At 68.8% G+C, this 22,543-nt stretch carries 20 protein-coding genes and 1 riboswitch; of the genes, 4 read left to right on the forward strand and 16 right to left on the reverse strand.

Going from position 1 to position 22,543, the window contains the following annotated elements; all coding sequences use genetic code 11:
- Positions 1-20: 20 nt before the first annotated feature.
- From ABT294_RS10180 to ABT294_RS10205, 6 genes are all read right to left on the reverse strand, one after another.
- Positions 21-959: a TIM barrel protein gene (locus ABT294_RS10180; RefSeq protein WP_350804886.1), complete on the reverse strand. Its 939-nt coding sequence runs from the start codon at positions 957-959 to the stop codon at positions 21-23.
- A 305-nt stretch (positions 960-1,264) separates the two neighbouring features.
- Complete coding sequence (locus tag ABT294_RS10185) at positions 1,265-3,766, reverse strand: ATP-dependent Clp protease ATP-binding subunit (protein WP_350804887.1); 2,502 nt, start codon at positions 3,764-3,766, stop codon at positions 1,265-1,267.
- 709 nt (positions 3,767-4,475) lie between these two features.
- A complete protein-coding gene (locus tag ABT294_RS10190; protein WP_350804889.1) occupies positions 4,476-4,808 on the reverse strand; it encodes a histone-like nucleoid-structuring protein Lsr2 in 333 nt (110 codons plus the stop codon).
- 505 nt (positions 4,809-5,313) lie between these two features.
- Entirely contained in the window at positions 5,314-5,796 is a 483-nt protein-coding gene (locus tag ABT294_RS10195) for an RDD family protein (RefSeq protein ID WP_350804891.1), read from the reverse strand.
- A gap of 103 nt (positions 5,797-5,899) precedes the next feature.
- On the reverse strand, positions 5,900-7,324 hold the full coding sequence (locus ABT294_RS10200; RefSeq protein ID WP_350804892.1) for an RDD family protein: 1,425 nt from the start codon (positions 7,322-7,324) through the stop codon (positions 5,900-5,902).
- A gap of 97 nt (positions 7,325-7,421) precedes the next feature.
- Positions 7,422-7,979 carry an amino-acid N-acetyltransferase gene (locus ABT294_RS10205; RefSeq protein WP_350804894.1) on the reverse strand — a complete coding sequence of 186 codons (558 nt, stop codon included), beginning with the start codon at positions 7,977-7,979 and terminating at the stop codon, positions 7,422-7,424.
- Between the two features lie 286 nt (positions 7,980-8,265).
- Positions 8,266-8,425: riboswitch (cyclic di-AMP (ydaO/yuaA leader) on the forward strand.
- 5 nt (positions 8,426-8,430) lie between these two features.
- Between ABT294_RS10205 and ABT294_RS10210 the strand changes: the two genes are divergently transcribed.
- Positions 8,431-9,483 carry a C40 family peptidase gene (locus tag ABT294_RS10210; protein ID WP_350804895.1) on the forward strand — a complete coding sequence of 351 codons (1,053 nt, stop codon included), beginning with the start codon at positions 8,431-8,433 and terminating at the stop codon, positions 9,481-9,483.
- Between the two features lie 10 nt (positions 9,484-9,493).
- Here the strand turns inward: ABT294_RS10210 and ABT294_RS10215 are convergent, their stop codons facing one another.
- Complete coding sequence (locus ABT294_RS10215; protein ID WP_350804897.1) at positions 9,494-9,706, reverse strand: LuxR C-terminal-related transcriptional regulator; 213 nt, start codon at positions 9,704-9,706, stop codon at positions 9,494-9,496.
- Between the two features lie 393 nt (positions 9,707-10,099).
- Entirely contained in the window at positions 10,100-10,507 is a 408-nt protein-coding gene (locus ABT294_RS10220; protein ID WP_350804898.1) for a winged helix-turn-helix transcriptional regulator, read from the reverse strand.
- A gap of 78 nt (positions 10,508-10,585) precedes the next feature.
- Here ABT294_RS10220 and ABT294_RS10225 point away from each other — a divergent pair, with 78 nt between their 5' ends.
- Positions 10,586-11,515: an NADP-dependent oxidoreductase gene (locus ABT294_RS10225; RefSeq protein WP_350804900.1), complete on the forward strand. Its 930-nt coding sequence runs from the start codon at positions 10,586-10,588 to the stop codon at positions 11,513-11,515.
- A 72-nt stretch (positions 11,516-11,587) separates the two neighbouring features.
- Here the strand turns inward: ABT294_RS10225 and lysX are convergent, their stop codons facing one another.
- Positions 11,588-13,069 (reverse strand): bifunctional lysylphosphatidylglycerol synthetase/lysine--tRNA ligase LysX, encoded by a 1,482-nt coding sequence (lysX, locus tag ABT294_RS10230; RefSeq protein WP_350804901.1) that lies wholly within the window; start codon positions 13,067-13,069, stop codon positions 11,588-11,590.
- Positions 13,070-13,213: 144 nt separating this feature from the next.
- Between lysX and ABT294_RS10235 the strand changes: the two genes are divergently transcribed.
- On the forward strand, positions 13,214-13,705 hold the full coding sequence (locus tag ABT294_RS10235) for a hypothetical protein (protein ID WP_350804902.1): 492 nt from the start codon (positions 13,214-13,216) through the stop codon (positions 13,703-13,705).
- Between the two features lie 76 nt (positions 13,706-13,781).
- Here ABT294_RS10235 and ABT294_RS10240 read toward each other — a convergent pair whose 3' ends face one another.
- From ABT294_RS10240 to ABT294_RS10260, 5 genes are all read right to left on the reverse strand, one after another.
- On the reverse strand, positions 13,782-14,564 hold the full coding sequence (locus tag ABT294_RS10240) for a type III pantothenate kinase (RefSeq protein WP_350804903.1): 783 nt from the start codon (positions 14,562-14,564) through the stop codon (positions 13,782-13,784).
- 3 nt (positions 14,565-14,567) lie between these two features.
- Complete coding sequence (locus ABT294_RS10245) at positions 14,568-17,081, reverse strand: L-aspartate oxidase (RefSeq protein WP_350804905.1); 2,514 nt, start codon at positions 17,079-17,081, stop codon at positions 14,568-14,570.
- A 78-nt stretch (positions 17,082-17,159) separates the two neighbouring features.
- Complete coding sequence (panC, locus tag ABT294_RS10250) at positions 17,160-17,993, reverse strand: pantoate--beta-alanine ligase (RefSeq protein ID WP_350804906.1); 834 nt, start codon at positions 17,991-17,993, stop codon at positions 17,160-17,162.
- A 20-nt stretch (positions 17,994-18,013) separates the two neighbouring features.
- On the reverse strand, positions 18,014-18,904 hold the full coding sequence (locus ABT294_RS10255) for a Rossmann-like and DUF2520 domain-containing protein (RefSeq protein WP_350804907.1): 891 nt from the start codon (positions 18,902-18,904) through the stop codon (positions 18,014-18,016).
- Between the two features lie 314 nt (positions 18,905-19,218).
- The gene (locus tag ABT294_RS10260) at positions 19,219-19,443 is read right to left on the reverse strand and encodes a chaplin family protein (RefSeq protein WP_350804908.1); all 225 of its coding nucleotides are present in this window, start codon (positions 19,441-19,443) and stop codon (positions 19,219-19,221) included.
- Positions 19,444-19,635: 192 nt separating this feature from the next.
- Between ABT294_RS10260 and ABT294_RS10265 the strand changes: the two genes are divergently transcribed.
- Positions 19,636-20,598 carry an SAM-dependent methyltransferase gene (locus ABT294_RS10265; RefSeq protein WP_350804909.1) on the forward strand — a complete coding sequence of 321 codons (963 nt, stop codon included), beginning with the start codon at positions 19,636-19,638 and terminating at the stop codon, positions 20,596-20,598.
- On the opposite strand, the gene ABT294_RS10270 is transcribed toward ABT294_RS10265, so the two are convergent.
- Both ABT294_RS10270 and ABT294_RS10275 read right to left on the reverse strand, forming a co-directional pair.
- Complete coding sequence (locus ABT294_RS10270; RefSeq protein ID WP_350804911.1) at positions 20,582-21,775, reverse strand: cytochrome P450; 1,194 nt, start codon at positions 21,773-21,775, stop codon at positions 20,582-20,584. The two genes, ABT294_RS10265 and ABT294_RS10270, sit on opposite strands and share 17 nt — an antisense overlap.
- Positions 21,775-22,515, reverse strand: coding sequence for a TerC family protein (locus ABT294_RS10275; RefSeq protein ID WP_350804912.1), 741 nt, complete (start codon positions 22,513-22,515; stop codon positions 21,775-21,777). Before ABT294_RS10275 ends, ABT294_RS10270 begins: the two co-directional genes overlap by 1 nt.
- Between the last annotated feature and the right edge of the window lie 28 nt (positions 22,516-22,543).

Raw genomic sequence — 22,543 nt, forward strand, 5'->3', positions numbered from 1 at the left:
GGGACGGTCAGCCGAGGCGGTCAGGCGGCCAGTTGGAGGCCGAGGCCGGTGAGGTTCTCGCGGGCCCAGTCGAGCTCCTCCGCCAGGAGGGACACCAGCGCCCCGGGCCCCTTGGCGCGGCCAGGGACCGCCAGGTTGTGGGTCTCGACCTCGATGTGCGCGCTGCCGCTCACCGCGCCCGACAGCATCGCCGTGAGCGTGTCATGCAGGACCGCGCCGGTGCTGGGCGTCTCGCCCGTGTGGTTGTGGACGTGCCCCAGCTTGACCACCGGCGCGCCCGCCGCGGCGAGCCCGCGCAGCGCCGCGCCGGGTTCCTCCGCGCCGCACGCCAGGTGGCAGGCGTCCAGGCAGACGCCGAGGTGCTCGGAGTCGATGCCGCACACCCGCTCCAGCGCCTGCTCGGTCGTCTCCAGGACGCAGCCGGGCCACGGCTCGAAGCCGACCCGGATCGTCTTGCCGGTGACGCTGTAGATGCCGCGCAGCTCGCGGGCCAGCCGCTCCAGCCGGCGGGTGGCGATCGAGTGGAGGTCGGCGGGCCAGTCGTGGCGCCACCCGATCGGGATCGTGGAGATGCTGCCGAACCGTACGTCGTCGGGCAGCAGGAAGGCGAGGATGCGCGCCAGCGCCATCGTGTAGCGGTAACGCTCGGGCTTGGCCCAGTCGGGACCGGGCACCTCCTGGTTGCGTCCGCCCGTGCCGTTGAGGCTCACCACTTCGAGCCCGCGCTCCTCCAGCGACCGCCGCAGCCGCACCAGTTCGATGCGGTCGGCGGTGAGGTGGTCGGCCACGCTCGGCGAAAGCCACAGGCCGACACCCATCCGCTCGACGCCGAGGCGCTTGCGCACCGGCACCGCGTAGCGGGTCAGGTGGGCGATCAGGTTCTCCAGGTCTTCAGCGGGGTGGACGCCGGCGTTGTAGGCCAGGTGAACGAGCGTTCCGTCATCGTGACGCAGGCGCATCGGCTTCCTCCACTGGTGTGATGCATCGCCGCTCAGGGACATGCGGACCCCGTAGAGCATGCCTGCTCCCGGTGGCGCACGCGTCCGCCCTGAGTTGATTCCTCGGTACTCCTCAGGGAGCAGTCGCCAACGTAGGAACCTGCTCTTGCGACTCTCTTGGATGAGACTTGGCGTTACTCTACACAGAGTAGTACTACTTGCGGTGGTGAAACACCAGCCAAGCCAACAATTACGCAACGGCCGCTTTACCTATGCCAGAAGCCCCCGTGGGAGGGTTCTCCCACGGGGGCTTCGGCGATCTTCGGCTAGTGCTGGATCGGTGCTGCGATAGCCGCGGCCGAGTCGGGGATCTGCGACGCCTGCTCACCCACGAAGATGAACTTGGCGTTGTCGCCCTCGCCCTCGACGGTGACCTTGACGACCTGGCCAGGACGCAGCTCGCCGTAGAGGATCTTCTCCGACAGAGAGTCCTCCAGCTCGCGCTGGATCGTCCGGCGCAGCGGACGAGCGCCCATGACCGGGTCGTAGCCACGGTCGGCCAGCAGCTGCTTGGCCTCGGGCGAGACGTCCAGGCCCATGTCGCGGTCCTTCAGCCTGGCGCCGACCTGGGCGAGCATCAGATCGACGATCTTGATGATCTCGTTCGGCGTCAGCTGGTGGAAGACCACGATGTCGTCGACACGGTTCAGGAACTCGGGCCGGAAGTGCTGCTTGAGCTCCTCCTGCACCTTCCCCTTCATCCGCTCGTAGTTGGACTCGGTGTCGTTGGACTTCGCGAACCCGACCCCGATGCCCTTGGAGATGTCGCGGGTACCGAGGTTGGTGGTCATGATGATGACCGTGTTCTTGAAGTCGACCACCCGGCCCTGGGCGTCGGTCAGGCGACCGTCTTCCAGGATCTGCAGCAGCGAGTTGAAGATGTCGGGGTGGGCCTTCTCGATCTCATCGAAGAGGACCACGGAGAACGGCTTGCGCCGCACCTTCTCGGTGAGCTGACCGCCCTCCTCGTACCCGACGTAGCCGGGAGGCGAGCCGAACAGCCTGGAGACGGTGTGCTTCTCCATGAACTCCGACATGTCCAGGCTGATCAGAGCGTCCTCGTCGCCGAAGAGGAACTCCGCCAGCGCCTTGGACAGCTCGGTCTTACCGACACCGGACGGACCCGCGAAGATGAACGACCCACCGGGACGGCGCGGATCCTTCAGACCGGCGCGGGTACGCCGGATGGACCGCGACAGACCCTTGATGGCGTCGTCCTGGCCGATGATCCGCTTGTGGAGTTCGTCCTCCATGCGGAGCAGGCGCTGCGACTCCTCCTCGGTCAGCTTGAAGACCGGGATGCCGGTGGCGGTCGCGAGGACCTCGGCGATGAGCTCCTCGGTGACCTCGGCCACGACATCCATGTCGCCGGCCTTCCACTCCTTCTCCCGCCGCTCGCGCTTGAGCTGCAGCTGCTTCTCCTGGTCGCGGAGGGCAGCCGCCTTCTCGAAGTCCTGCGCGTCGATCGCGGACTCCTTGTCGCGGCGGACGTTGGCGATCTTCTCGTCGTACTCGCGCAGGTCCGGCGGAGCGGTCATCCGGCGGATGCGCATCCGCGAACCGGCCTCGTCGATGAGGTCGATCGCCTTGTCGGGCAGGTAGCGGTCGCTGATGTAACGGTCGGCCAGCTGGGCGGCGGCCACCAGCGCGCCGTCGGTGATGGACACCCGGTGGTGCGCCTCGTAGCGGTCGCGCAGACCCTTGAGGATCTCGATCGTGTGGCTGAGCGAGGGCTCCGCCACCTGGATCGGCTGGAAGCGCCGCTCGAGCGCGGCGTCCTTCTCGAGGTACTTGCGGTACTCGTCGAGAGTCGTGGCGCCGATGGTCTGCAGCTCGCCGCGGGCCAGCATGGGCTTGAGGATGCTGGCGGCGTCGATGGCGCCCTCGGCGGCGCCCGCACCCACGAGCGTGTGCAGCTCGTCGATGAACAGGATGATGTCGCCGCGCGTGCGGATCTCCTTGAGCACCTTCTTCAGGCGCTCCTCGAAGTCACCGCGGTAGCGGGAGCCGGCGACCAGCGCGCCGAGGTCAAGCGTGTACAGCTGCTTGTCCTTCAGCGTCTCGGGCACCTCGCCCCTGACGATCTTCTGCGACAGGCCCTCGACGACGGCGGTCTTGCCGACGCCGGGCTCGCCGATGAGAACGGGGTTGTTCTTGGTCCTCCGGGAGAGGACCTGCATGACCCGCTCGATCTCCTTCTCGCGGCCGATGACCGGATCCAGCTTGCCCTCGCGGGCGGCCTGGGTCAGGTTGCGGCCGAACTGGTCGAGCACCAGGGAGGTGGACGGAGCCGACTCCTGGGGACCGCCCGCGGCGGCCGGCTCCTTGCCCTGGTAACCGTGGAGCAACTGGATGACCTGCTGCCGAACACGGTTGAGATCAGCTCCAAGCTTGACCAGCACCTGAGCCGCCACACCCTCACCCTCGCGGATGAGCCCGAGCAGGATGTGCTCGGTGCCGATGTAGTTGTGACCCAGCTGCAAAGCCTCACGGAGCGACAGCTCAAGAACCTTCTTGGCCCGCGGGGTGAACGGAATGTGCCCCGACGGAGCCGACTGGCCCTGGCCGATGATCTCCTCGACCTGCTGACGCACTCCTTCAAGGCTGATGCCCAGGCTCTCCAGAGCCTTGGCGGCTACGCCCTCACCTTCATGGATCAATCCAAGAAGAATGTGCTCAGTGCCGATGTAGTTGTGGTTGAGCATCCTGGCCTCTTCTTGGGCCAAGACGACAACCCGCCTCGCTCGGTCGGTGAACCTCTCGAACATCTCGTCGCTCCTCACAGAGCGGTCAGCCAGGCCGGTAAATCCGGTCCCGTCATCCCGCATGCTAGCCCTGGCCCGGCGAACCGTGCCCTCTGCCACTGACACGCTCTATAGCAGAAACGTTCCCCGGGAGCAGGGCGTTCACCCTCCATCCAACTACTGTCAGAGGGTGTCGTGTTCCCGATACGCCGCAAGCGAACGAGGTTTAGGGCGCTACTCGCGAGCACCGGCAATTGCCCCCCTCGGCGGGGACAGATCAGCACGGCTCGGCCGTCGGACGCTCACACCACTCGACCTGGGGTGGTCGCGTCTGAACGTCAGGGTTGCCGCGTACGTAACCCATACCAGAACATCCTATGTGGACGTCCAAACGCGGCGCCACTTCTCGCGGCGGAGCACACGCGGTCGTGACCCGCAGGCCCTGCGGGCAAGGGGTTCTCGACGGAGAAATCTACCTCGGACTGGTCAGCCCGGTTACCAGACGGCTTCCGGGAGGCCCTCGCGATGGCACTCCTGGAACGAACCAGCCCCGGAAAAGGGACACACCCGGGAATCAGGGGCCGACGAGCTAAGCGTCCGTATTTGGGCGCATTAGAAGATCGACGCGAGCAACCATCGAGAAGCTGAGGGCTACTCATAAATGATCATGCGCTTATGGCGATCGCCGGGGTCCTAGGCGAACGGCATAAGCGCATGGTCGGACGACGGCACCTTAGTGCGCCGCTTCGTACTTCTCTACGACGGTGGAGGCGATTCGGCCGCGCTCGCTGACCGGCAGGCCGTGAGCCTTGGCCCACTGCCGGATCTCCGAGCTCTTCTCGCGGCTCATCGCACGCTGCCCGCCACGACCACGACGACGCGCGGAGACGGCACCTGCCCGGCGAGCGTGCTGCACGAATGGCGTGAGCGCGTCCCTCAGCTTCTTCGCGTTTAGGTCGCTGAGGTCAATCTCATACGTGGAGCCGTCAATAGCGAAGCTGACCGTCTCATTGGCCTCGCCCCCATCGAGGTCATCGATGAGAATCTCCTGGATCTGCTTGGCCATCTACGCAATCCTTTCCCGGAGCATTGTTTCATTCGCCGACCCAAACATATACCCGGAAAGGCGCGGACACAATTCAGCGCTACGGGGATTCGGCTGACTAGCTGATCAGTGGTTCTCCGCCTGATCCCGGCGGTTTGCCCGCGCGCGGGGCCCCTCAGGGGACCGCACCAACTTCACAACGCCAAAGACGAAGGCGCCGGCCACGACGAGCGGGGGGATGAGCGCTGACAATACGTCTGTTACGGCTTCCATTCGTCCTCGCCTCCACAGCGGACCTGGTTTCAGGGGGCGCTTTAAGACCGACCGACCGTCGGGTGCGAGCCGTCATCGCCTCGCGAGGTGAACCGCCCGCACACGACCATAGCGGCACACTGACCCCCACTGTGTGGCAGGGGAGCCGAGATCCGGCAACCCGGACGTCACACAGCTTAATGCCAGTCTCTCCAGGCTCCTTACCGGATCAAGAGAAAATTTTGCGAAAAGCTATCCCTGCAGGTGTGCATGGCTAGCGAAGATCTTTGACCACACGCGTTCCCGCGAGCCTATCGTGCGGCCCGCGCTCGTACGGCTTGTCGACCAGGATGAGCAAGCCGACACCGAACGCGAAGATTCCGACCAGCAGATTCACGATCGGAATGCCCATCAGCATCGCGGGCCCTGGATACACCAGCGCCCGTTTGAGCAGCGCACCGCGCGGAAGACCCTCGGGCGCCAGTCGAATCCCCATGATCGCCTTGCCGAACGTGCGGCCGCCACCGGAATGCGCGATCCAGTCGTAGACCGTATATCCCAGCCCGGCGGCCAACCAGGCGAACACGCCGGGCAGCCGACCGTCGAACGCGTCGGACAGCCCGACAGTTCGGAAGACACCCCACAGCGTGATGAACAGAATGTAATAGAAGACACCGAAGACGAGTGCCTCAATGAGCCGGGCGGCCAGTCGTTCCCACCATTCAGCGGGCACCGTGTACGTCCACGTGCCGGTCATAAGCCACCTCACGTTCGGGGAACCGCGCCTCCCATTTTGGTACGGCCCGCACACGCAAAACAGGGACCGGCTGGACGCCGGCCCCTGTTTAGGTGCGCGAAGACTACTTGATCTTCACCACCACGGTCTGTGCGACCTTGTCGGCGAACGTCTGCTGCAACGGCTTGTCCCACAGCTGGGACGCGCCGTTCAACGCGGTGCAGACGAAGGCGATCAGCTGCCCCAGGACCGGGATCCACCAGAGGATGTAGCCGCCCCAGGTGACCCCGGCGCGCTTGATGGCCTGGTCGGCGGGGAGCCCGCCGGGAGGGAGCATCTGGCCCACGGGGACGACCTTGATGCCCAGGACCATCTTGCCGACCGTCTGGCCGTTCATCTTGTGCAGGAGGAAGTCGTAACCGACGTAGAGCACCACCAACAGGATCGTGCTCACCAAGCCCACGCCGAACGAGCCCAGGCCGCCGCTCATCGTCCCGGTGGTCGAGTCGTAGCTGGCGAGCAGCAACGATGTGACGAGCAGGGCGATCACGAAGTAGACGATGCCGAAGATGACGCCGTCGATGATCCTCGCCGCCAGGCGCTGCCACCATTCGGCGAGCGGGGCAGGCGCGCCGGGCGGCTGCACGCCCACCGGCTGCCCGTATCCCTGCTGGCCGTACTGCTGCCCGTAGCCGGGCTGACCGTACTGCTGCGGCTGGCCGTACTGCTGCTGGCCGTATCCGGGCTGGCCGTACTGCTGCTGACCGTAACCCTGGCCCTGGCCGTAGTCCTGCTGCTGACCGTAACCCTGGCCCTGGCCGTAGTCCTGCTGCTGACCGTAACCCTGGCCCTGGCCGTAGTCCTGCTGCTGGCCGTACTGCTGGCCCGAGGGAGGCTGCTGACCGTAGCCCTGCTGGCCGTACTGCTGTTGCTGGCCGTAGTCGGGCTGGGAGGGGGCCTGCTGCCCGTGGCCCTGCTGCCCGTACTGCGGCTGCTGACCGTAGTCGGGTTGCGACGAAGCCTGCTGCCCGTACTGCGGCTGCTGGCCGTAGTCGGGCTGGGAGGGGGCCTGCTGGCCGTAACTCTGCTGGCCGTACTGCGGCTGCTGGCCGTAGTCGGGCTGCGACGGAGCCTGCTGCCCGTAACCCTGCTGGCCGGAGCCGGGCTGCTGACCGTACTGCTGCTGACCGTAGTCAGGCTGCGACGGAGCCTGCTGCCCGTAACCCTGCTGCCCGTACTGCGGCTGCTGACCGTAGCCGGGCTGAGGCTGGGAGGAGGCCTGCTGGCCGTACTGCTGACCCTGCTGGCCGTATGGGGGCTGACCGTACTGCGGCTGCTGCCCGTACTGCTGGCCAGGCTGGCCGTACTGCGGCTGCTGCCCGTAGCCGGGCTGCCCGTACGCGTCGTCGACCCGGTAGCCCACGACGGTGGCGTCGGGATCGGGCTGACCGTGAGGGCGGCTCGCGTTTTGTTGTCCGTATTCGGGGATCCCGGGAGGCGGATTCTCGCCGGAGTCGTCCTGTGGATACGGCGGCTGTCCGGTGCTCACCGTGTCACCTCGCTTCGAGTGCGCGTGTGGCACATGTCAGGACACATGCCTGTGCCGCCCAACGTATCGACATAGGTATCAACAATCACCTTTCCACTTAGTCAAGGCCTGTGTCACCCGATGTCAAGTGGAGCAGCATCCGGGTGTTGCCCAGGGTGTTCGGCTTGACGTGCTCCAGATCAAGGAACTCGGCCACACCCTCGTCGTACGAGGCCAGGAGCTCGGCGTAGACCTCGGGCGAGACCGGCGTGCCGTTGATCGGCTGGAATCCGTGCCTCGCGAAGAAATCCACCTCGAAAGTGAGACAGAAAACACGGCGCAGCCCAAGATCCTTTGCCGTGCCGATCAAGGCGGAGACGATCTGGTGGCCGATTCCGAACCCACGGAGATCGGGGTCCACCGCGACGGTACGGATCTCCGCCAGGTCCTCCCAGAGCACGTGCAGCGCCCCACAGCCGACGACCCGCCCGCCCCTCTCGGCCACCCAGAACTCCTGCACGTCCTCGTACAGGGTGACGGTGGCCTTCTCCAGCATCCGAGGGCCGGCGCCGGCGTAGGTGTCGACCAGGCGCCTGATGGTCCGGACGTCGGGCGTGCGGGCACGCCGCACGACGGTCTCGGTGTCAGCGACTGACAGTTCGGCGACCTGCTCCATGGCTCTCCAGCGTACAGATCCGATTACGGCTCACCCCTATCTCTCATCGCTCCCCCATCTTGTGACATGCCGTGGCCGGACGAGCACGTTGGGATTCGTCCCGTTCATCCGACCGCCTACCATGCCAAGCTTGGTCAAAGTGGGCATAAAGTCTGTTCTGTACGTGTGGGCACGAGATCACCTTGTGACTCTTCGGTTGTGAAACCTCAACAGACTTGGCAGTTCTGGTTGAGCACCAACCGCGAGTGCACTAGTGTCCAGCGACGATGCCACCGCCGCGACCCGTGGCGATGGCGCGCCCAATCCCCACGCGGGGAGCCGGGGACCCAGCGGTGGCGAGATGATCAGGCGCCACCACCCCGGGGTGAATCCGGACCACCGCGTCCGGTAGGGCTGCTCCGGCCCGAACCCGTCAGCTAACCCGGTAGGCGCCTACGAGAGGAGCTTGTTGGTGAAGCGCACGCGCGACCGTGGGGGGAAGTCGGCGGGCAAGCACGCCCGCCCCCCAGAACCGGCGCCCTCCAGCAGGCGCGTCCTCCGGTTCGGCGTGGTCGGCGCCGCGATCGCGGCCCTGGTCTTCACCCTCCCCGTCGGTTCGGCCGCCGCCGAACCCAAGCCCTCGCTCAAGGAGCTCTCCGACCGCGTCGAGAAGATGCACAACGAGATCGAGACGCTGAGCGAGCAGTACAACGGCCAGCGCGAGAAGCTCAAGGCCGCTCAGAAGGCCGTCAACGCCGCCAAGAAGGTCCTGGCCACCAGCGAGACCGATCTGGCCGCCAAGCGCGCGAAGGCGAGCCTGCTGATCCAGCACGAGTACATCTCCGGCGGTTTCGACCGGGGCCTGACCTTCGCCGGCGACTCCGATCCCGAGTCCTTCCTTGACAGGGCGGCGACGACGTACGTCCTCGCACAGGAGCGGGGCCAGGAGGTCAACCAGCTCGCCACCGCGAGGGCGAACGCCGAGCAGGCCAAGACGACCGCCACCTCGCGCATCACGGAGGTCCAGCAGCTCGTCTCCGATCTGGGCAGCAGGCGTGACAAGATCACCAAGCTGGTCGCCAAGGTGGAGAGCGGCCTGTTCAAGCGCGCGATCGGCGAGGCCGGACGTCCCGGCACCCGCGCCACGCGGGTGAGCCTGCCCATCGCCGGATCGGGCAAGGCCGCCCAAGCCGCCAGGTGGGCGCTCACCCAGCAGCTCAAGCCGTACGTCTGGGGCGCCGAGGGGCCGGGCTCCTACGACTGCTCCGGCCTGGTGATGGCGGCCTACCAGCAGGTGGGCATCTCGCTGCCGCACTACACGGGCGACCAGTGGACCGCGGGCAAGCACATCTCCAGGGAGGAGCTGCGCCCCGGCGACCTGGTGTTCTTCTACGGCGACCTGCACCACGTCGGCATCTACATCGGCGGCGGCATGATGGTGCACGCGCCGCAGACGGGCGACGTCGTGCGCATCGCGCCGCTGGCCCGACGCCCGTTCGCGGGCGCCGTGCGCATCGCCGACTGAAGGGGACGCGTCAGATGAGCTGACGCCTCGCGGCCCAGGCCACCGCCTCGATCGCGGTGGCCACGCCGATTCTGTCGCAGATTCCGCGAAGTCTTCGGCGAACCGTCCGTCCGCTGATATCCAGACGCCTTCCGACCCGATCTACTGTGACTCCCTTGGCCAGCTCTGCCAGCAACGCTAAATCGGCATAGCTGAGCTCAACGCCTTCAGTGAGCACATCCATCGGGAGCCCTCCCCCCAACAGCTCTGACCCCTGCAAAGCTGCTCGTCTCGCAGAAGGTAAACGCTTCTCTGAAACGCCGTCAAGCATGACGATCGCCGCATTTGACGACCTGCATTGACATGATCAGCTCTATGTGAACTACTCGCCATATGTCGGCACACTTCGGAGCACAATGAGCGATCACACTGATCCTTACAGTGCTCCTCCTTCGTCGATGACAGCTACCGATGTGCTGGGATTCGATCCCATCAATGAAGATTTTCTTCGGGAGCCGTACCCGACTTACAAAAATGCGCGCTTCCGCGAGATGCCGGCCCGCGGCCTTGACCCGACTGTGCGGGACGGGCCGGTCTCTGAAACCCGGCGGGCCAGGCGCAGGCGGGCCGGCCCGGCTCACCCGCTGGACGGGGTGGCGTCGTAGCGCTCTCTGGCGGTCTCGACGTCGCCGATGTGCGTCTCGGCCCAGCTCTTGATCGCGGCCATCAGCGGCAGCAGGCTCTCGCCCAGCGGCGTCAGCTCGTAGTCGACCCGGACCGGCACCGACGGCGTGACCGTACGCGTGACCAGGCCGTCGCGTTCGAGCCCGCGTACGGTCTGGGTGAGCATCTTCTGGCTGACCCCGGCGATGATCCTGGTCAGGTCGCCGTAGCGGAGCGGCCCCCCGGACAGCGCGTTGAGCACCAGCGTCACCCACTTGTCGCTGAGCCGGTCGAGCAGCTTCCTGGACGGGCACTGAGCGATGTAGGCGTCGAACGCCTGCTTGGCCTCGACCCGCCGTTCGGCCGCCGTCCTCGTCGCCACGTCGCGCTCCTCCCGGTCGGTTACGCACTTCTGGGTGCCTACTTACTGTGAGAGAGTAACTCTCCTACGGTCGACGACATGACGAACATGCGTGCACTCATCGGCGGTTCCGGCGCTCCCCGGCTGGTGGAGGTCCCGGTGCCGGAGGCAGGACCCCTTCAGGTACGGATCAGGGTGTCGGCGGCAGGGGTGAACCCCTTCGACCTCGCCGTGGCCGCGGGGACGCTGGCGCAGTACGGCGTGGCGCGCCCGCTTGACTCCTACGGGCTCGGCTTCGACGTGGCCGGAACCGTCGACCAGGTCGGCGCGGGCGCCGCCTTCGAGGTCGGGGACGAGGTCATCGGGCTGGCAGCCAGGCTGGAACTGCCGGTCAAGGCCCAGGCCGAGTACGTGGTGCTGGACGCGTCGGCCGTCGCACGGGCTCCGCGGGGCGTCCCGGCGGCCGAGGCGGCGACGATCCCGCTCAACGGGCTGACCGCCTGGCAGGCCCTGGACCGCGCCGGCCTCTCGCAGGGACAGACGCTCCTGGTGACCGGAGCCGCGGGGGCTGTCGGCGGCTACCTGGTGGAGCTGGCGGCCCTGCGCGGGCTGCGGGTGGTGGCGGTGGCCGGCCCTGGCGACGAGGAGCTCGTACGGGGCCTCGGGGCCGAGTGGTTCGTCCCGCGTTCGGCGGATCTCGCCGCGTCCGTCAGGGCGCTCGTGGCGGGCGGTGTGGACGCCTGCGTCGACGCGGCGGTCATCGGCCTGGGCGCGCTCGACGCGGTACGGGACGGCGGCACGTTCGTCTCGCTCACGCCCGGGTTCTCGCTCGTCCCCCTGCGGGGCACCGACGTGGCGTCGGTCTTCTTCCGCGCGGACGCGGCGCAGCTCGCCGAGCTGGCCCGGCTCGTCGAGACGGGCAGGCTGACGCTCCGGATGGCGGACACCTACCCGCTGGAGAAGGCCGCCGACGCGCACGCCCGCCTCGCCTCGGGCGGTCTGCGCGGCCGCCTCGTCCTGGTGCCCTGAGCCCGCCCGCGCCACGTTGCCGTCCGCGTGAGTCTGGGGTGCCCCGCCGCGTCGGGCGGCGGGGCGGGGTGGTCACTGCGAGGGCTTCACCAGCGGGAACAGGATGGTCTCGCGGATGTTCTTGCCGGTGAACGCCATGATCATCCGGTCGATGCCGGCGCCCATGCCACCCGTGGGCGGCATCGCGTACTCCAGCGCCTGCAGGAAGTCCTCGTCGAGCTGCATGGCCTCGGGGTCGCCGCCCGCGGCCAGCAGCGACTGCTCCACCAGGCGACGGCGCTGCTCGATCGGGTCGACGAGCTCGGAGTAGGCGGTGCCGAGCTCGGTACCGAAGCCGATGAGATCCCACTTCTCGGTCAGCAGCGGGTTGTCGCGGTGCTGGCGGGTCAGCGGGGAGGTCTCCAGCGGGTAGTCCATGACGAACGTGGGCTGGATGAGCGTGTGCTCGACCAGCGCCTCGAAGATCTCCTGGACCAGCTTGCCCTGGCCCCACTTCGCATCCCAGTGGACGTCGTGCTTGTCGGCCAGCACGCGGACCCGTTCGAGCGGCGTGTCGGTGGTGATCTCCTCGCCCACCGCCTCGGACACCGCGCCGTACAGCGTGATGCGGGGCCACTGCTCGATGCCCAGATCGACCTCGACGCCTTCGTGCACGACCACCGAGGTGCCCAGCGCGGCCACCACGGCCTTCTGGTACATGCGCTGGGTGAGGTCGGCCATGTCGTTGTAGTCGAGGTAGGTGCCGTACGCCTCGATCATGGTGAACTCGGGGTTGTGCGTGGAGTCGGCGCCTTCGTTGCGGAAGTTCCGGTTGATCTCGAAGACCTTCTCGATGCCGCCGACCACGAGCCGCTTCAGGTAGAGCTCGATCGCGATGCGAAGGTAGAGCTCCATGTTGTAGGCGTTGATGTGGGTGGCGAACGGACGGGCCGCCGCGCCGCCGTGGATCGGCTGCAGCATCGGCGTCTCGACCTCGAGGTAGCCCTCCTCGTGCCAGAAGTCGCGCACGGCGCGCACGGTGGCGCTGCGGATGCGGGCCATCTCGCGGGCCTCGTCGTTGACGATGAGGTCGACGTAGCGCTGCCGGACGCGCGCCTCGGGGTCGGTGAGCCCCACGTGCTTCTCGGGCAGCGGCCGCAGGCACTTGGACGTGATCTGCCACCGGTCGGCCAGGATCGACAGCTCACCGCGCCGGGAGGTGATGACCTCGCCCTCGATACCGACATGGTCGCCCAGGTCGACGTCGCGCTTCCAGGCCGCCAGCGACTCCTCGCCGACCTTGTCGAGCGAGATCATGACCTGGAGGTCGCCGCCGCCGTCGCGGAGCGTGGCGAAGCAGAGCTTGCCGCCGACGCGGTTGAGCATGACGCGGCCCGCGATGCCGACGCGGTCGCCGGTCGCGGTGTCAGGCTCGAGGCCCTGGTATTTCTCCCTGATCTCGGCGTTGGTGGCCGTACGGGGGAAGTTCACCGGGTAAGGGTCGACGCCCTCGCTGCGAAGGCGGTCGAGCTTCTCCCTCCGGATGCGCATCTGCTCAGGAAGTTCCTCGCTCACCCCACAAAGAGTAGGGGATATGGCGAACTGAAAGAGTTCGTCGGTTCTCTGCAGGGGTGCTGCAAGAGCTCCGCCTTACCAATGACTCAACGAGCTCAGGGGGGCCGGCAGGGCGCCGGACCAGGGGGAGCTCAAGGAGAGATCATGTTAAAGAAGATCGCGGTAGGCTTCCTCGCCGTCGCAGCCACGAGCGCGCTGGCCCTGTCGCTTCCTTCGGCCGCGAGCGCGGCGACCACCGCCGACTCGCCCAGCTACGACGACTACTCCGACTACTGGGGCCCGGTCTACGCCCAGCACCGCCTGGCCAAGTCGCAGGGTTCGGTCAACGTCCAGTGGGACGACGACCAGGAGTCGAACTCCGTGCACGTCAGCGGCAGGCTCTACGACCGGGACGACCGCGACTACGACGAGGGCGGCAAGTGCGGATACGTGCAGTTCCAGGCCAGCGACTTCGACCACGACTGGTCGACGGTCTACACCAAGAAGTACTGCGGCTTCCCCGGCTACAAGAAGTTCCAGTTCGACACCGAGGACGTCTTCAGCCTGCGGGTGAAGGTCTGCCAGGTCGGGCCGTCGGGTGGCTACCCGACCAGGTGCGGCCGGTGGGACTACCTGTACACCGCCGAAGCCGAGTAGTCGTCCGCAGCCACAGGCGGCCCCCATCCCGAGCGGGGGCCGCCTGTTCCGCTGTCCAGCGGGGACGCGTTCCCGTCTAGGTCGCGTTCCTGTTGTAGACGAGCCGCAGGCCGATGAGCGTCAGCCACGGCTCGTGCACGTCGATCGAGCGCGACTCGCCGACCACCAGCGCCGCGTGCCCGCCGGTCGCCACCACGGTGACCTCGTCGGGGTCGTCGGACAGCTCGGCGGCCATCCGCTCGACGATGCCGTCGACCTGGCCGGCGAATCCGTAGATGATGCCCGCCTGCAACGCCTCGACGGTGTTCTTGGCGATCACCGAGCGGGGCCTGACCAGTTCCACCTTGTGCAGCTGGGCGCCGGCTGCCGCGAGCGCGTCGACGGAGATCTCGATGCCGGGCGCGGTGACGGCGCCGACGTACTCGCCCTTGGCCGAGACGGCGTCGAACGAGGTGGCGGTGCCGAAGTCGACGATGATGCAGGGCCCGCCGTACTGGTCGATGGCCGCCAGCGCGTTGACGATGCGGTCACTGCCGACCTCCTTGGGATTGTCCATCCGGACGGGCACGCCGGTGCGCACGCCCGGCTCCACGATCACCGCGGTCACGTCGCCGTAGTACCGGCGGCACATCTCGCGCATCTCGTTCAGCACGCTCGGCACGGTCGAGCAGATCGCGATGCCGCTGATGTCGGCCCCCTTGAGCAGCGGCGACTGGCCCAGCAAACCCTGGAGGACGACCGCGATCTCGTCGGCGGTGCGGCGGGCGTCGGTGGCCAGCCGCCAGTGCTCGATGACCTCGTCGCCCTCGAAGAGGCCGAGCACCGTATGCGTGTTGCCGACGTCGATCGTGAGCAGCATCAATTACCCCCGTAGGTCCAGCGCGATGTCCAGGGCCTGCGCCGAGTGCGTGAGAGCGCCCACCGCAAGGTAGTCAACGCCAGTTTCAGCTACATCACGGGCGGATTCCAAGGTCAACCCCCCACTCGCTTCCAGTTTTGCCCTGTTTCTCACAATTTGGACGGCCTGAGCGGTCTCCTCGACCGTGAAGTTGTCCAGCAGGATCTCCTGGGCCCCCTCGTCCAGCACCGGACCCAGCTGGTCGATCCGGTCGACCTCCACCTCGATGGGCAGCTCCGGATACCGCTCTCGCACCGCGCGGAAAGCCTCGGCCACGCCGCCCGCGGCCACCACGTGGTTGTCCTTGATCAGGGCCGCGTCCGACAGCGACATCCGGTGGTTGACCCCGCCGCCGCACCGCACCGCGTACTTCTCCAGCGCCCGCAGCCCCGGCAGCGTCTTGCGGCTGTCGCGCACCCGCGTCCCCGTCCCGCTGACCGCCTCGACCCACCTGCCGGTCAGCGTGGCGACGCCCGACAGGTGGGTGAGCAGGTTCAGCGCGGTGCGCTCGGCGGTCAGCAGGCCGCGCGTCGGGCCCTCGACCGTCATCAGCACGTCACCCGCCCTGACGCGCTCGCCGTCCTTGGTCCTGCGCTCCACCCGCGCCGCGCCCAGCCTGACGAACACCGCCTCGGCGACCGCCAGGCCCGCGACGATGCCGTCGGCACGCGCCACCACGTCGGCGACCGAGCGCTGCTCGGCCGGGACGGTCGCGGCGCTGGTCACGTCGCCCGCGTCCGTCAGATCCTCCGCCAGCGCGCGGTCGATCAGCGCGTCCACCTCGGACGCGTCCAGCTCCGCCGCGGCCAGCTCCTGCGCCAGGCGAACCGGCATCGCGTCTCCGTGCGGCGTGTACGTCATGCGTTGCCCCTCCTCCGTCAGGGTCACGTCCAGGTGCCCCAGCCAGTCGTTGTCGTCGCGCTCGGGGAAGTCCTCGCGCCAGTGCGATCCGCGCGTCTCCAGCCGTGCCCCCGCGGCGCCCACCAGCACGGTGGCCACGGTGAGCAGGTTCGTCGCCTCCCACGCCTCGGTGCACGGCGCCACCGCGACGGGGGTCCAGCGGGCGTCGCGCAGCGCCCTGGCCGTGGCCGCGAGCGACTCGCGGCTGCGCAGCACGCCGGCTCCGGTGCTCAGGTGAGCCTGGATCCTGGCCCTGGTCCTGGGATCGACCAGGCCGGTCGGCCCCTGGCCCGCAACGGGCTCGCCGGGCGCGGGACGTCCCTCGTGGATGTCCCGCGCGATGCGCTCGGCGAACACCAGGCCCTCCAGCAGCGAGTTGGAGGCCAGCCGGTTCGCGCCGTGCACGCCGGTGCAGGCGACCTCGCCGCACGCGTACAGCCCTTCGATGGACGTCCTGCCGCGCAGGTCCGTGCGGACGCCGCCGCTGGCGTAGTGCGCGGCCGGGGCGACCGGGATCGGCTCGGTGGCGGGGTCGATGCCGTGCTCACGGCAGACCGCGTAGATCGTGGGGAACCTGGACTGCCACCGCTCCGCGCCGAAGTGCCGGCCGTCGAGGTGGACGTGGTCGCGCCCGCTCTCGCGTATGGCGCGCATGATGGCCTTGGCCACGACGTCGCGCGGCGCCAGGTCGGCCAGCTCGTGCACGTCCCGCATGAACCGGTTGCCCTCGTGGTCGATCAGGAACGCGCCCTCGCCCCTGACCGCCTCGGAGATCAGCGGCTGCTGCCCGGTGGAGCCCTCCCCCAGCCAGAGCACGGTGGGATGGAACTGGACGAACTCCAGGTCGCGCACCACCGCCCCGGCCCTGAGCGCGAGCGCCACCCCGTCGCCCGTGGAGACGGCGGGGTTCGTCGTGGACGCGTAGACCTGGCCCATGCCGCCCGTGGCGAGCACCACCGCCCTGGCGCGGACCGCGCCCACCCCGTCGCGCGCTCCCTCGCCCATCACGTGCAGCGTGACGCCCGTGGCCCGGCCCCTGGCGTCCTTGAGCAGGTCGAGCACCAGCGCGTGCTCGATCACCTCGACGGCGCCCGCCCGCACCGCCTCGGCCAGGGCCCGCTGCACCTCGGCGCCCGTGGCGTCGCCCCCGGCGTGCACGATGCGGTCGCGCCGATGGCCGCCTTCGCGGGAGAGCTGGAGCTCCCCGTCGGCGGTGCGGTCGAAGCGCGCGCCGCGCGCCATCAGCCGCCGCAGCGCGCCAGGCCCCTCGGTCACCAGCGCCCGCACGGCCCGGACGTCGCACAGCCCGACCCCGGCCAGCAGCGTGTCGTTCACGTGCTCCTCGGGCGTGTCGGCCGGGTCGAGGACGGCCGCGATCCCACCCTGCGCCCACCTGGTGGACCCGGACGAGAGCACGTCTTTGGTGACGACCAGGACCCTGGCCGCCGGATCGAGCTCCGCGTACCGCAGGGCCACCGTCAGCCCGGCGACGCCCGAGCCCACGACGACCACGTCCGCCTCGACGGTCCAGCCGGGCTCAGGGGCCGTCAGCCGGAGGGGAATCGCCGGTGCACTCATGGGGGACCTCCTCGCTGGACGATTTCGTCAACACGACGATAACGTCCGCCCGCGAGTGCCCCGGCCCCGGGGGGCGGTTCAGCCGTCCAGGGTCAGGACGACGTTGTCGATCAGCCGCGTGGCGCCGACCCTGGCCGCGACCGCGAGCACCGCCTCGCCCTTGAACGCCTCGCCCACCTCCTCGAAGGTGCCGGGATCGACCAGCGCGAGGTAGTCGACCGACAGCGCGGGGCCGGCCCCGTCGAGCACGGCCTGCGCCGCCGCGCGGATCTTCGACGGGGCGAACTCCACCGCGCCCGCGCGCAGGGCCCGCGACAGGGTCAGGGCCACCTGCCGGTCGTCGGCAGACAGGTAGCGGTTGCGGCTCGACAGCGCCAGCCCGTCGGTCTCGCGGACGGTCGGCGCGCCGACGATCTCCACGGGCAGGTCGAAATCGGCCACCATGCGCCGGATCAGGGCGAGTTGCTGGGCGTCCTTCTGCCCGAAGACCGCGACGTCGGGCTGGACCAGGTTGAACAGCTTGAGCACGACCGTGAGCACGCCGTCGAAGTGGCCGGGCCTGGACGCGCCCTCGACGATCTCGCCCATCCGCCCGGCGTGCACGCCCACCTGGCGGTCGGGACGGTACATGTCCTCCGCCGAGGGGGCGAAGACGACGTCCACCCGCTCGGCGCGGCAGATCTCAAGGTCGGCGTCGAAGGTGCGCGGATAGCGGGAGAAGTCCTCGCCCGGGGCGAACTGCAGCGGGTTGACGAAGATGCTCACCACCACGTGCCGGGCGCGGGCGCGGGCCTCGCGGATCAGCGAGCGGTGGCCCTCGTGCAGCGCGCCCATGGTCGGCACCAGCGCGACCGCGCCCTGGCCGCGGGCGTCGACCAGGTCGGTACGGTTGCGGGCGACGGTCAGCTGCATGCGTTCCCCTCCTAAGGCGGTCACGTCCATATGTTTCCCCCGAGGGCGTCGAGCAGGCGTTCGGCCTCCTCCGGCTTGAGCAGCCCGGCCGCCAGCGCCCTGTCGGCCGTCAGCCTGGCCAGCGCGATGTAGGCGTCGGCCGCCTCGGGCGCCGCCAGGATCAGCGCGTCGACGTGCTTGCGCACGGTTCCCGCGTCGCCGCGCACCACCGGGCCCGTCAGTCCGGCGATGCCGAGCCTGAGCACGTTGTCGAGGGCCGCGCCGAGCAGCGGGCCGAGCATCCGGCCCGGGTGCTCGACGCCGATGCGGTGCAGCAGCTCGGACGACTCCGCGATGAGCGTGACCATGTGGTTGGCCGCGTTCGCCAGGGCCGCGTGGTAGAGCGCGCGGTCGGAGTCGGCGATCCAGACGGGTTCGCCGCCCATCTCGATGACCAGGGCCTCGGCGATGGGACGCAGCGGCTCGGGCGCGGTCACGCCGAACGAGGACCCGGTGATCTTGTTCAGGTCGTCGTCCCTGCCGGTGAACGTCATCACCGGGTGCAGCGCGAGCGGCATCGCCCCCGCCTCGGCCGCCGGATCGAGCACCGACAGCCCGTACGCGCCGCTGGTGTGGACGAGGATCTTGCCCCTGAGGTCGGCGCCCGTCGCGGCCAGCCCCGTGACGAGGTCGGGCAGCGCGTCGTCGGGCACGGTGAGCAGGATCAGCTCCGCCGTCGTGACCACTTCGTCGGGCCTGGACAGCTCGACGCCGAGCCGATCGGCGGCCCAGCGACGGGAGGTGTCGGAGACCCCGCTGGCGGCGACGACCCGGTGCCCCGCCTGGGCGAGCGCCGCGCCGAGCGCGGACCCGACCTTCCCTGCTCCCAGCACGCCGACGGCCAGCCGTGCCGGGCGATCACCTGCGTCCATGACGTCCCACCCCTGTCGACCTGATGGCACTGCCGACCAGCGTAACGGCCACCAGGCACTACGCATGTGACGGGGGTTTTGCCGCATGTTGAGTTAGCGACATATCCGACAAGGGCAGACAAATCGTGCACCCCCTGTCGGAAGAGATGAGGAGAGGGGGGCCATCGCAGGGCAGCGGGCGCCGAGCCCTGGCTGGGCCCGACGCCCGCCACCGTGCCCTCAGACCCCTCGGGGGTGCGCACGTGGCACGGCCATCCGCCGACTGGCCGGCCGCAGAGCTCGGACCGGCGTCTCAAGCCGGCCCGGGCTCCTGTCTAGTAGCGGTGCACGTGGGCGGAGGCGCCGCCCATGCAGCCGGCGCCCGCGATGCCGAGGATCGCCACCGCGTTGCCGCAGACGTCGATCGGCACGGTGATGGGCGCGAAGATCTGGTTGCCGGACAGCACACCGCCGTCGCCGCTGGTGTCGTCGGCGTAGGCGGGGGCGGCCAGCGACAGCATGGCGAGCGCGCCGGCCACGACCAGGGTCTTCTTGAACACGAGAGCTCCTCTCGGAACGCGGCCTGAGCCGCGGGGGACGAATGCCACGTTCGAGACGACCACCCCGACACATAGGGGACGACCGGTCGTGGCCGCTCGATGACTTTCGGTAACGCTAGCGCATGTTCGCCACAAGGCGTGGCCATCTCATTACTGTGCGTTGTCCGCCCAGAGCGTGAGATAGTCCAGGGCATGTGGCTCACCTGGCGCGCCGCGACCCAGCGCGCGCTGTACGGCGAGGGCGGCTTCTACCTGCGAGAACGGCCTTCCGGCCACTTCCGCACCTCGGTCAGCGCCTCGGCCGCGTTCGCCGAGGCCGTGCTGGCCCTGCTGCTGGAGGTCGACGCCGAACTCGGCTCGCCGCCCCGGCTCGACCTCGTCGACATCGGCGCGGGCGAGGGCGTCCTCGTCGGCCGCGTCCTCGACGCCGCGGAGCCCGCGCTGCGCGAGCGGCTGCGCATCACCGCCGTCGAGCTCTCCACCAGGCCCGACGGCCTGGCCGAGCCGATCGCCTGGCGGGCGACGATCCCCTCGGGCATCACCGGGCTGGCGATCGCCAACGAGTGGCTCGACAACGTCCCGCTGGACGTCGTCGAGCAGACCGCCGACGGGCCCCGGCTCGTCCTGGTCGACACGGAGACGGGCGAGGAACGGCTCGGCGACCCGCCGCCTCCCGCCGACCGCGCCTGGCTCGACCGGTGGTGGCGGCTGTCGCGAGTGGGCTCGCGAGCCGAGATCGGCTGCCCCCGCGACGCGGCCTGGGCCTCCGTCCTGGGACGGCTCAGGAAGGGGCGCGCGGTGGCCGTCGATTATGCACACCCTGTGGATAACCGTCCGCCTTGCGGCACACTCACCGGATACCGCGACGGTTCGGTCGTCGCGCCCATCCCCGACGGTACCTGCGATATCACCGCACATGTCGCGCTCGACGCATGCGCGGCGGCCGGCGAACTGGCCGGTGCGATATCCACAACCTTGTCCACACAGCGCGACGCGCTGCGGGCGCTGGGCATCACCGGCACCCGTCCGCCGATCGACCTGGCCCGCACCGATCCGCGCGGCTATCTCCGGGCCCTGGCCCGAGCCTCGGAGGAGGCCGAGCTGATCGACCCGCTGGGCCTGGGCGGCTTCGGCTGGCTCAGCCAGCGACGCTGAGGTCCAGCGACCGCAGGCCCCTGATGACGTAGCCGGGCTTCCACTCGGGCTCGCTGACGAGTTCCAGCTTGGACGTCCGGTCCAGCAGCGCGCCGAACGACTCCATCAGCTCGATCCTGGCCAGCGGCGCGCCCAGGCAGAAGTGGATGCCCGCGCCGAAGGAGATGTGCGGGTTGTCCGCGCGGCCCACGTCGAGCCGTTCGGGGTCGTCGAACACCTCAGGGTCGTGGTTGGCCGAACCGAACAGCAGCGCCACCTCGACCCCGCGCGGGATGCGGACCCCGTGGATCTCGATGTCCTCCAGCACCCAGCGCTCGAACAGCTGCAGCGGGGTGTCCCAGCGCATCAGCTCCTCGATGGCCATGGGCAGCAGCGAGCGGTCCTCGCGCAGCCTGGCCAGCTCGTCCGGGTTGCGCAGCAGGGCCCGCCAGCCGTTGCCCGTCACGTTCACGGTGGCCTCGTGGCCGGCGTTGAGCAGCAGGACGCAGGTGCCGGCCAGCTCGTCCTCGGTCAGCTCGTCGATCTGGGCGAGGGCGCTGATCAGGTCGTCGCCGGGGGCGGCCTTCCTGGAGCGCGCCAGGTCCTTGAGGTAGTCGGCGAACTCCGACGCCGCCCTGACGGCCGCGTGCTGGGCCTGCAGGCTCGGGTTGAGCTCGTACATCCCGCACATGTCGGCCGACCAGGGACGCAACAGGTGCCTGTCCTGCTCGGGGATGCCGAGCATCTCGGCGATCACCGTCACCGGGAGCGGCTCGGCCACCTCGGCGATGAGGTCGCCGCCGCCCTTCTCCACGAACGCGCCGACCAGGCCCTCGGCGATGCCGCGGACCCGGGGGCGGAGCGACTCGACCATGCGCGGGGTGAACGCCTTGGAGACCAGCCGGCGCAGCCTGGTGTGCACCGGCGGCTCGACGTCCAGCATGCCCGCTCTGGAGATCCGCCAGAACGGCTCCTGGAACTCCGGCTCCGGCTGCCTGCCGAACTCCTCGTGCGTGGCCACCTGCAGGTAGGACCGGCCCAGCCGGCGATCCCTGAGCAGGGCGTTCACGTCGGCGTGGCGGGAGACGAGCCACTGGCCCGTCGGCTCGAAGAAGCTGACGGGCGCGTCACGCCTCAGCTCGGAGTAGACACCGTAGGGGAAAGCGACAAAATCCGGATTCCAAGGATCGAAGCGCACTATTTCATCTTAGAAGCGACCTCTTCGTGCTTGGCGTGCTTGTTGCGTACGCGGATGTTGAGCAGTTCCACGACGACCGAGAACGCCATCGCGAAGTAGATGTAGCCCTTGGGGATGTGCTGGCCCAGCCCCTCGGCGACGAGCACCACCCCGATGAGCACGAGGAACGCCAGCGCCAGCATCTTGATGCTCGGATGCCTGTCGACGAACCTGGAGATCGGCCCCGAGGCGAACAGCATCACCAGCACCGCCACGATCACCGCCGCGATCATCACGCCGAGCTCGTCCACCATGCCGACAGCGGTGATCACCGAGTCGAGCGAGAAGACCACGTCCAGGATCATGATCTGGACGATCACCGAGGCGAACGAGGTGACGGCCCGGGACTTGCCGCCCTCGGGCTTGGCGTCCATGCTGTGGCCGATCTCCGTGACACTCTTGGCCAGCAGGAACAGCCCGCCCAGCAGCAGGATCAGGTCGCGTCCCGAGATGCCGTGCCCGAACACCTCGAACAGCGGCGTTTTCAGCCGCACCACCCACGACAGCCCGAGCAGCAGGAGCAGACGGCTGATCAGAGCCGCGCCCAGGCCCATCACCCGGGCCTTGTCCCGTTGCTCAGGCGGCAGCTTCCCGGCCAGGATGGAGATGAAGATGATGTTGTCGATGCCCAGGACGATCTCCAGGGCGACCAGGGTGAAGAACCCGATCCAGATCTGAGGGTCGAGGACCCAGTCCCACATCTGCCTACCTCCGTGCCGTGTTCTGGGT

This window comes from Nonomuraea sp. NPDC000554 (genome assembly GCF_040300065.1).
Classification (GTDB): domain Bacteria; phylum Actinomycetota; class Actinomycetes; order Streptosporangiales; family Streptosporangiaceae; genus Nonomuraea.

Excerpts from the sequence above, each read along its gene's own strand:
- ABT294_RS10180 (WP_350804886.1), bottom strand. The coding sequence starts at position 959 with ATGCGCCTGCGTCACGATGACGGAACGCTCGTTCACCTGGCCTACAAC.
- ABT294_RS10185 (WP_350804887.1), bottom strand. The coding sequence starts at position 3,766 with ATGTTCGAGAGGTTCACCGACCGAGCGAGGCGGGTTGTCGTCTTGGCC.
- ABT294_RS10190 (WP_350804889.1), bottom strand. The coding sequence starts at position 4,808 with ATGGCCAAGCAGATCCAGGAGATTCTCATCGATGACCTCGATGGGGGC.
- ABT294_RS10195 (WP_350804891.1), bottom strand. The coding sequence starts at position 5,796 with ATGACCGGCACGTGGACGTACACGGTGCCCGCTGAATGGTGGGAACGA.
- ABT294_RS10205 (WP_350804894.1), bottom strand. The coding sequence starts at position 7,979 with ATGGAGCAGGTCGCCGAACTGTCAGTCGCTGACACCGAGACCGTCGTG.
- ABT294_RS10215 (WP_350804897.1), bottom strand. The coding sequence starts at position 9,706 with ATGGATGTGCTCACTGAAGGCGTTGAGCTCAGCTATGCCGATTTAGCG.
- ABT294_RS10225 (WP_350804900.1), top strand. The coding sequence starts at position 10,586 with ATGACGAACATGCGTGCACTCATCGGCGGTTCCGGCGCTCCCCGGCTG.
- ABT294_RS10235 (WP_350804902.1), top strand. The coding sequence starts at position 13,214 with ATGTTAAAGAAGATCGCGGTAGGCTTCCTCGCCGTCGCAGCCACGAGC.
- ABT294_RS10240 (WP_350804903.1), bottom strand. The coding sequence starts at position 14,564 with ATGCTGCTCACGATCGACGTCGGCAACACGCATACGGTGCTCGGCCTC.
- ABT294_RS10245 (WP_350804905.1), bottom strand. The coding sequence starts at position 17,081 with ATGAGTGCACCGGCGATTCCCCTCCGGCTGACGGCCCCTGAGCCCGGC.
- panC (WP_350804906.1), bottom strand. The coding sequence starts at position 17,993 with ATGCAGCTGACCGTCGCCCGCAACCGTACCGACCTGGTCGACGCCCGC.
- ABT294_RS10255 (WP_350804907.1), bottom strand. The coding sequence starts at position 18,904 with ATGGACGCAGGTGATCGCCCGGCACGGCTGGCCGTCGGCGTGCTGGGA.
- ABT294_RS10265 (WP_350804909.1), top strand. The coding sequence starts at position 19,636 with ATGTGGCTCACCTGGCGCGCCGCGACCCAGCGCGCGCTGTACGGCGAG.
- ABT294_RS10275 (WP_350804912.1), bottom strand. The coding sequence starts at position 22,515 with ATGTGGGACTGGGTCCTCGACCCTCAGATCTGGATCGGGTTCTTCACC.